The organism is Tenacibaculum sp. IMCC1 (genome assembly GCF_054906355.1).
In genome coordinates this window covers 893,789-901,738 of the sequence record NZ_CM142818.1, presented here as the reverse complement: position 1 = coordinate 901,738, position 7,950 = coordinate 893,789, and the positions used below count along the sequence as shown (strand labels likewise).

Annotated in this window: 8 protein-coding genes; all 8 read left to right on the top strand. The window is 30.9% G+C overall.

Going from position 1 to position 7,950, the window contains the following annotated elements; genetic code table 11:
- Window positions 1-5: 5 nt before the first annotated feature.
- The 8 genes from ACXIHB_RS04170 to ACXIHB_RS04135 all read left to right on the top strand — a co-directional run bounded on the left by ACXIHB_RS04170 (window position 6) and on the right by ACXIHB_RS04135 (window position 7,928).
- Complete coding sequence (locus ACXIHB_RS04170; protein WP_047789396.1) at window positions 6-953, top strand: PorP/SprF family type IX secretion system membrane protein; 948 nt, start codon at window positions 6-8, stop codon at window positions 951-953.
- A 130-nt stretch (window positions 954-1,083) separates the two neighbouring features.
- Complete coding sequence (rluF, locus tag ACXIHB_RS04165; RefSeq protein ID WP_462098983.1) at window positions 1,084-1,920, top strand: 23S rRNA pseudouridine(2604) synthase RluF; 837 nt, start codon at window positions 1,084-1,086, stop codon at window positions 1,918-1,920.
- A gap of 70 nt (window positions 1,921-1,990) precedes the next feature.
- A complete protein-coding gene (gene tgt / locus ACXIHB_RS04160; RefSeq protein WP_462099330.1) occupies window positions 1,991-3,121 on the top strand; it encodes a tRNA guanosine(34) transglycosylase Tgt in 1,131 nt (376 codons plus the stop codon).
- 1 nt (window position 3,122) lies between these two features.
- Window positions 3,123-4,208: an LptF/LptG family permease gene (locus ACXIHB_RS04155; protein WP_047789399.1), complete on the top strand. Its 1,086-nt coding sequence runs from the start codon at window positions 3,123-3,125 to the stop codon at window positions 4,206-4,208.
- Entirely contained in the window at window positions 4,195-5,094 is a 900-nt protein-coding gene (locus tag ACXIHB_RS04150; protein ID WP_047789400.1) for a DMT family transporter, read from the top strand. Before ACXIHB_RS04155 ends, ACXIHB_RS04150 begins: the two co-directional genes overlap by 14 nt.
- Window positions 5,095-5,200: 106 nt before the next feature.
- The gene (locus tag ACXIHB_RS04145; protein ID WP_047789401.1) at window positions 5,201-6,154 is read left to right on the top strand and encodes an acetyl-CoA carboxylase carboxyltransferase subunit alpha; all 954 of its coding nucleotides are present in this window, start codon (window positions 5,201-5,203) and stop codon (window positions 6,152-6,154) included.
- 122 nt (window positions 6,155-6,276) lie between these two features.
- Complete coding sequence (locus tag ACXIHB_RS04140) at window positions 6,277-6,702, top strand: hypothetical protein (protein ID WP_167713985.1); 426 nt, start codon at window positions 6,277-6,279, stop codon at window positions 6,700-6,702.
- 143 nt (window positions 6,703-6,845) lie between these two features.
- Entirely contained in the window at window positions 6,846-7,928 is a 1,083-nt protein-coding gene (locus tag ACXIHB_RS04135) for an efflux RND transporter periplasmic adaptor subunit (RefSeq protein ID WP_159490825.1), read from the top strand.
- Window positions 7,929-7,950: the final 22 nt, after the last annotated feature.

Genomic DNA, 7,950 nt, shown 5'->3' with positions numbered 1-7,950 from the left:
AAGAAATGAGAAAAATAGTAATAATTTTAAGTGTAGTATTTAGTAGTGTAAAACTTACTGCACAAGAAGTAGAATTACCCCAATATGTAAGTCATTTGGCAGACAATCCATTTTTAATTTCCCCAACCTATGCAGGTATAGGAACAGGTTTACAGGTTAGATTAAATGGAGTAAGCCAGTGGATTGGAGTTAAAGACGCACCCGATACACAATCATTAACAGTTGAAGCACGTATCGCAGATACTTTTGGTGGAGGAATCACGTTATTTAATGATAAAAACGGGTATACCACTCAAAAAGGAGCAAAATTGTCATTTGCAAGTCACTTAACATTAAGTGACTTTCATGATAGTTTTCTATCGTTTGCTTTAAGTTATAGCTTTACGCAATTTGGTATTGATACATCAGAAAATAACTCAGGACAAACAGTATCAAACAGAACTTTAAACAATTCAAACTTTGATGTAGGTTTGTTATATCGTTACGAACGATTTAGTATTAGTGCAAACATTATGAACATCTTAAATAAAGAGATAGAGGATTTTCAAACCGGTGAACCAGAAGTACTAAGAAAGTATGTGCTTTTTACATCTTACACCTTTACGAAATTAAGCAGAAACTTTGAGTTAGAGCCATCAATGCTAGTAGAGTATAGAGAAGCCGATAAACGCTCTAGAACAGATATGAATATTAAAGCAAGAAGAGGAATTAGAGATGGATATGTTTGGGCTGGTTTAAGTTATACGTTCTTAAATGACCAGTTTTTTCAACCAAATGCTATTGCACCATTACTTGGTTTAAAGAAAAATAATCTTTACATGTCGTATGGTTTTAGTATCAATATGAATAAAACACAAGATTATAATTACGGAACACACATGATTACACTTGGGTTTGATTATGAAAGAAGACCAAGTTTAGCACGTTGTACACAAAAAATGATCATGTTTTAAAAGATAAAATCTAAAACATACAAGACAGTCTCGAAAGTATGTCATTTCGAGCGAAGTCGAGAAATCTGATTCTCTTAATTCGTGAAATGACAATATTTAGTACTTTTGAGACTGTCTTTTTTTTGATTACATGGAAAACAATAATAACGATACATCAATAAACCTTAACAAGTACATTAGTAGTACAGGTATTTGTTCACGTCGTGAAGCAGAACGCTTTATTACGGAAGGAAGAGTTACCATAAATGGAAACCCTACCCAGTTAGGAAACAGAGTTCATGAAGGAGATGTGGTAAAAATTGATGGAAAACCATTAAAAGCAAAACCCAAAACGATACATATAGCATTAAACAAACCTAAAGGCATTGTTTGTACTACTGATAGTAAAGAACGTAAAAATATCGTGAAATTTGTGGGGCATCCACAACGACTATTTCCTATTGGTCGCTTAGATAAACCTTCAGAAGGATTAATTTTTTTAACCAATGAAGGAGATATTGTAAACAAAATATTACGAGCAGGGAATAACCACGAAAAAGAATACATTGTTACGGTAAACAAACCTTTTGATGAGCGCTTTATAAAAAGAATGAGTAATGGAATTCCTATTTTAGGAACTGTAACAAAGAAATGCAAGGTAGAACGTATAAATGATACCACATTTAAAATAATTTTAGTACAAGGCTTAAATCGTCAAATAAGACGTATGTGTGAATACTTAGGATATGATGTAAAGAAATTAAAACGCACACGTATTATGAACGTAACTTTAGGAAGTTTAAAAGTAGGAGAGTGGCGTGAATTATCATCTAAAGAAATGGATGAAATTAATAAACTCGTAGCAGGTTCGTCAAAAACATACGAAGAAGCAGAAAAAAAGAATCAAAAAGCCTCTCCTCAAAATAACAAACAACCAAAGAAGGAAGCAAGTTTTAAATCCAAGTTTGGAAGAAGAAGAAAAAGTTAAAAATTAGTAATAAGAAACTTTTAACTATCTACTTTTAAACATTCAACTTACATGTGTATCTTTGCCACTTATGCAATTTGACTTAAAAATAACCGATCCAAAAAGTAAAGCACGCGCAGGCGTTATTACTACTGATCATGGAACTATAGAAACTCCAATATTCATGCCTGTAGGTACAGTAGCTACGGTTAAAGGAGTACATCAATCAGAATTAAAAGATGAAATCAATCCTGATATTATTTTAGGAAATACATATCATTTATACTTACGTCCAAAATTAGAAACTTTAGAAGCTGCAGGAGGCTTACATAAGTTCATGAATTGGGATCGTAATATTTTAACTGATAGTGGAGGATATCAAGTATACTCTTTGTCAGGAAGAAGGAAGATAAATGAAGAAGGAGTAAAGTTTAAAAGTCATATTGACGGCTCTACACATTTTTTTACACCAGAAAATGTAATGGAAACACAGCGTACCATTGGAGCAGATATAATTATGGCTTTTGATGAGTGTACGCCATACCCTTGTGATTATAACTATGCAAAACGATCTATGCACATGACTCACCGTTGGTTAGATCGTTGTATAAAACACTTTGAGAACACGCCTCCAAAATATGGATATAGTCAGTCTTTATTTCCAATTGTACAAGGAAGTACATACAAAGATTTACGTAAGCAATCAGCAGAGTATATAGCAAACTCAGGAGCAGAAGGAAATGCGATAGGAGGATTATCAGTAGGAGAACCTGCTGAAGAAATGTATGCAATGACAGAAGTGGTTACTGAAATTTTACCAGAAGGCAAACCACGTTATTTAATGGGAGTTGGTACACCAATTAATATTTTAGAAAACATAGCGTTAGGAGTTGATATGTTCGATTGCGTAATGCCAACTCGTAATGCACGTAACGGAATGTTATTTACAGCACACGGTAGCATAAATATTAAAAATAAAAAGTGGGAAAACGATTTTTCTCCAATTGATGAAATGGGCATTACTTGGGTAGATACCATGTATTCTAAAGCCTATTTACGTCACTTATTTGCTGCAAGAGAAATGTTAGGAAAGCAGATAGCTTCTATTCATAACCTAGGGTTTTATTTATGGTTAGTTCGTGAAGCACGTAAACACATAATAGCAGGAGATTTTACTGAATGGAAAGACAAAATGGTAAAACAAATGGATAAACGTTTGTAATTTGAAAATACTAGATTGGTACATATTAAAACGTTACTTAGTAACTTTTCTGTTTACATTACTTATTTTAATACCTATTGCGGTAGCTATTGATATTGCAGAAAAAGTTGATAAGTTTTTACGAGAAGAAAATTTAACATTGTTTGAAATAGTTAACGATTACTATAAAAACTTTATTATTTACTATGCTAATACATTTATGCCATTAGCATTGTTTATAGCAGTTATACTATTTACTTCTAAGCTGGCAAGTAACACAGAAATTGTAGCAATCAATAGCTCACAAGTATCATTCACACGTTTTTTATTTCCATATTTTATAGGAGCAACTATAGTTTGTGCAATAGCACTCTCAATGAACCATTTTTTTGTACCCTCAAGTAGTAAAACACGAAAAGCTTTTGAAAAGAAGTATTTAAAGAAAAAAAAGTATGCAGATAATTCCATCCGAGAGTTTAGCTTACAATTGAATGATAGTACTTATGTATACATTCAAAGTTTTGATTTAAAAAGAAATTCAGGCTATAATTTTTCAATAGATTTATATGACGGTATTAAATTAAAAAAGAAACTTATAGCTGATAATATTAATTGGAAGGAAAAAGATAGTACGTTTAAATTATATAACTGGAAAGAACGAAAAATTTTTAAAGAAAGAGATAGTATCTTTTCGGGGAAAAGTTTAGATACTACATTTACATTTACACCAGAAGATTTTAATTATAAAAATATAATGGCACAAGAAATGAACTCACCAGAGTTGATTAAGTTTATTGAAGTGTCTAGAAAAAGAGGAATAAAAAACTTAAATGCTTATTTAGTAGAACTATATAAGAGAACAAGTTTACCAATTGCGAGCTACATATTAACGTTAATTGCGGTAGGACTAGCACATAGGAAAACTAGAGGAGGCATAGGAGTTAATTTAGCAATAGGTATAAGCGTTATGTTTATTTATGTATTCTTTTTAAAAGTAGCAGAAGTATTAGGAGCTGTAGCAGGAGCAAATGCATTGTTAAATGTTTGGGGACCTAATGTGGTATTTGGTTTATACGCTGTTTATTTATATTTCAATGCAAGGAGATAAATTAAAGAATTACTTACTCTTACATTTAATCGTATTTATTTGGGGGTTTACAGCTATTTTAGGCGCATTAATATCAATTGATGCAGTACCTTTAGTTTGGTTTAGAATGTTGTTAGCAGTAGGTTTTATTGCTTTATATTTTTTAATAAGGAAGAAGTCATTTAAAGTAGAAAAAAAAGCATTAATTAAGTTTGCCATTTCAGGAGTAATTATAGCAGTACACTGGATAACATTTTTCAAAGCAATAAAAGTATCAAATGTATCTGTAGCTTTAGTAATGATGAGTACTGGAGCTTTTTTTGCCTCATTTATAGAACCTTTCTTTTTTAAAAGAAGAATAAAAACAATAGAAATAGTATTAGGCTTGTTAGTAATAATGGGATTGTACATTATTTTTAATTTTGAAAGTCAGTATACACTAGGTATTATTTATGCATTAATTTCAGCATTTCTCTCCGCATTATTTTCAGTACTAAACGGTTTGTTTATAAAAAAACACGAAGCAAATACTATTTCATTTTATCAGTTATTATTTGGAGTTTTAGGAGTAACTATATATTTATTATTTACACAAAAATTTTCAATAGAGTTTTTTCAATTACAAACAAGTGACTGGATATATTTATTCATTTTAAGTAGTATTTGTACAGCCTATGCTTTTATAGCTTCAGTGCAAGTAATGAGGTATTTAACACCTTATACAGTAATGCTCACGATTAATTTAGAACCTATATACGCTATTATTTTAGCATTATTAATATTTGGAGAAAAAGAACAAATGAATCCAGAGTTTTATTACGGGGCTTGTATTGTTTTAATAGTAGTATTATTAAATGGAGTACTCAAAAATGTTTCTTCCATAAAAAAGAAAATTATAAAAAAATAATATTTTAAGAAAAGTGATGAAGGTAAACTGTACAATTTTTTAGTATGTTTGCCTTTACAAACAACTAACTAGTAAATTAGAAAATCAAACTATATACAAGAATACAATGGAATATTTAGATTTTGAAATGCCAATAAAAGAGCTAGAAGATCAGTTGGCAAAATGTTTTGATATAGGAAAAGAAAGTGATGTAGACGTTACAGCTACATGTCAGAAGATTGAAAAAAAATTAGAAAAAGCTAAGAAAGATATATATAAGAATTTAACGGCATGGCAACGCGTACAGTTATCTCGTCATCCAAATCGTCCTTATACCTTAGATTATATCAAAGCACTTTGTGGAGATACATTTATGGAATTACACGGTGACCGTAGTGTAAAAGATGATAAAGCTATGATTGGAGGACTAGGTAAGATTGGAGACCAATCTTTTATGTTCATAGGTCAGCAAAAAGGATACAATACCAAAACACGTCAATATCGTAACTTTGGTATGGCAAACCCAGAAGGATACCGTAAAGCATTACGTTTAATGCGTATGGCTGAAAAATTTGGAATACCAGTAGTAACTTTAGTAGATACTCCAGGTGCTTACCCAGGATTAGAAGCTGAAGAACGTGGACAAGGAGAAGCAATTGCTCGTAACATCTTTGAAATGACTCGCTTAAAAACTCCAATTATTACCATAATTATTGGAGAAGGAGCTTCAGGGGGAGCTTTAGGAATAGGAGTAGGAGATAGAGTATATATGTTAGAAAACTCTTGGTATTCAGTTATCTCACCTGAAAACTGTTCTTCTATTTTATGGCGTAGTTGGTCAGAAAAAGAAAAAGCAGCAGAAGCATTAAAATTAACGGCAGAAGATGGTATGAAATTAAAAATAGTTGATGATATCATAAAAGAACCTTTAGGAGGTGCACACTCTGACCGTGAAGGAACTTTTAAAGCTGTTAAAGAGCAAATTATAAAAGCGTACGAAGAACTTAATAAGCTTAAAGATAAAGAGTTGATAGCTCAGCGTATGGAGAAATACGAAAATATGGGAGTTTATAAAGAATAGCTTTATATTCTAAAAAACATACTATTAAAACTCGTCAATCGGCGAGTTTTTTTGTTTTATAAATATTTTACAATACGAATTATTTGTTAAATGAATATATATCTATAATTTTGCCGATTGAAATGAGTAATACATTTAATAAATATCTATTTTTATTAATACTTTTATTAAAAGGATGGTCTACATCATATGCAGACCAAAAGACTTTTGATACAACTACCTCAGTGGCTACTTTTAAATCTGTAAACGTAAAAGAAGAGCCACAATTTATTATTCAACACATCAGTAATTACGTTTTTAGCGAAAAATATCAAGATTCTGAAAGGGAGAGTTATTTCGAAATCAGTGAAATTGAAGACAAAACCCAAGACGAAAATGAAGTAGATGAAAGTTTGTCAAAATTCGGAAGTTACTTATCAGCCATTTTACATGCGCAGTTTTTTGAGTGCCAGTTTTGTGTAGTAAAAGAAAAAGCACAACGTTTTAAAGAGTACACTTATAGTACTATTTTAAAATTGCATATTAAATTTCAAGTTTTTATAATTTGATACCCTCTTCGGTAAAGTAAACCTAAAGCTTTTATTTAGTTTACTTTACATACCCACACATAAAAATTTAATTAAATTTTTAGAATAACCATTGGTATTCAATGGTTACACACTCACTCTAACTTTACAAATATATACAAAAAATGAAAAAAAACTTCATTTTCATGAGTCTATTTGCGCTATTAATAAACATTAGCTGCGAATCAAAAAAGGAATCTAAACACCCAGAAACAAAGTTCCTTGTAACCAATCCCATTAAAAAAGATACATCAATAACCAAAGATTATGTAAGTCAAATACATGCCATTCAGCACATAGAATTGAGGGCGCTTGAAAAAGGATATTTAAAGAAAGTATTTGTTGATGAAGGACAGCATGTAAAAAAAGGACAAAACATGTTTCAAATATCAGCAAATGTTTATAAGGCAGATTTACAAAAAGCAAAAGCAGAAGCAAAAGCTGCTGAAATTGAATATAAAAACACGGAATTATTAGCAGATGGAAACGTAGTTTCTAAAAACGAATTAGCCTTAGCAAAAGCAAATTACGAAAAAGCAAAAGCTGAAGTAATGCTAGCCCAAACACACCTGGGTTTTACAAGTATTAAGGCTCCGTTTAATGGTATAATGGATCATCTACACGTTAGAAAAGGAAGTTTGTTAGATGAAGGAGAACTCCTAACAACACTATCAGACAACAGTAAAATGTGGGTATATTTTAATGTGCCAGAAACAGAATATCTAGACTATATAATGAGTCAAGATAAAGACAAGAAAAAAGAAGTAACACTTTTAATGGCAAATAACAAACCATTCAATCAAAAAGGAATAGTAGAAACGATTGAAGGAGAGTTTAACAATGAAACAGGAAACATTGCCTTTAGAGCAACTTTCCCAAATCCAGATGGAATTTTAAGACACGGAGAAACAGGAAGTATTTTAATGGAAGTTCCATACGAAGGAGCTTTAATAATTCCACAAAAAGCCACTTTTGAAGTATTAGATAAAAAATATGTTTTTGTAGTAGATAAAAACAATACAGTAAAACAACGAGAAATTACTGTAGAAGCAGAATTACCACACTTATTTATAGTAGAAAAAGGACTTACAGAAAACGATAAAATATTGTTAGAAGGAATCCGTATGGTAAAAGATCAACAAAAGATACATGTTGAGTTTAAAGAGCCAAATGCTGTAATGTCTAGTTTAGACTTATATGCAGAGTAATCAAAAACTAAAATTCAACAAA

Coding starts and splice junctions, on each gene's coding strand:
- ACXIHB_RS04170 (WP_047789396.1), top strand. CDS start 6: ATGAGAAAAATAGTAATAATTTTAAGTGTAGTATTTAGTAGTGTAAAA.
- rluF (WP_462098983.1), top strand. CDS start 1,084: ATGGAAAACAATAATAACGATACATCAATAAACCTTAACAAGTACATT.
- tgt (WP_462099330.1), top strand. CDS start 1,991: ATGCAATTTGACTTAAAAATAACCGATCCAAAAAGTAAAGCACGCGCA.
- ACXIHB_RS04150 (WP_047789400.1), top strand. CDS start 4,195: ATGCAAGGAGATAAATTAAAGAATTACTTACTCTTACATTTAATCGTA.
- ACXIHB_RS04145 (WP_047789401.1), top strand. CDS start 5,201: ATGGAATATTTAGATTTTGAAATGCCAATAAAAGAGCTAGAAGATCAG.
- ACXIHB_RS04140 (WP_167713985.1), top strand. CDS start 6,277: ATGAGTAATACATTTAATAAATATCTATTTTTATTAATACTTTTATTA.
- ACXIHB_RS04135 (WP_159490825.1), top strand. CDS start 6,846: ATGAAAAAAAACTTCATTTTCATGAGTCTATTTGCGCTATTAATAAAC.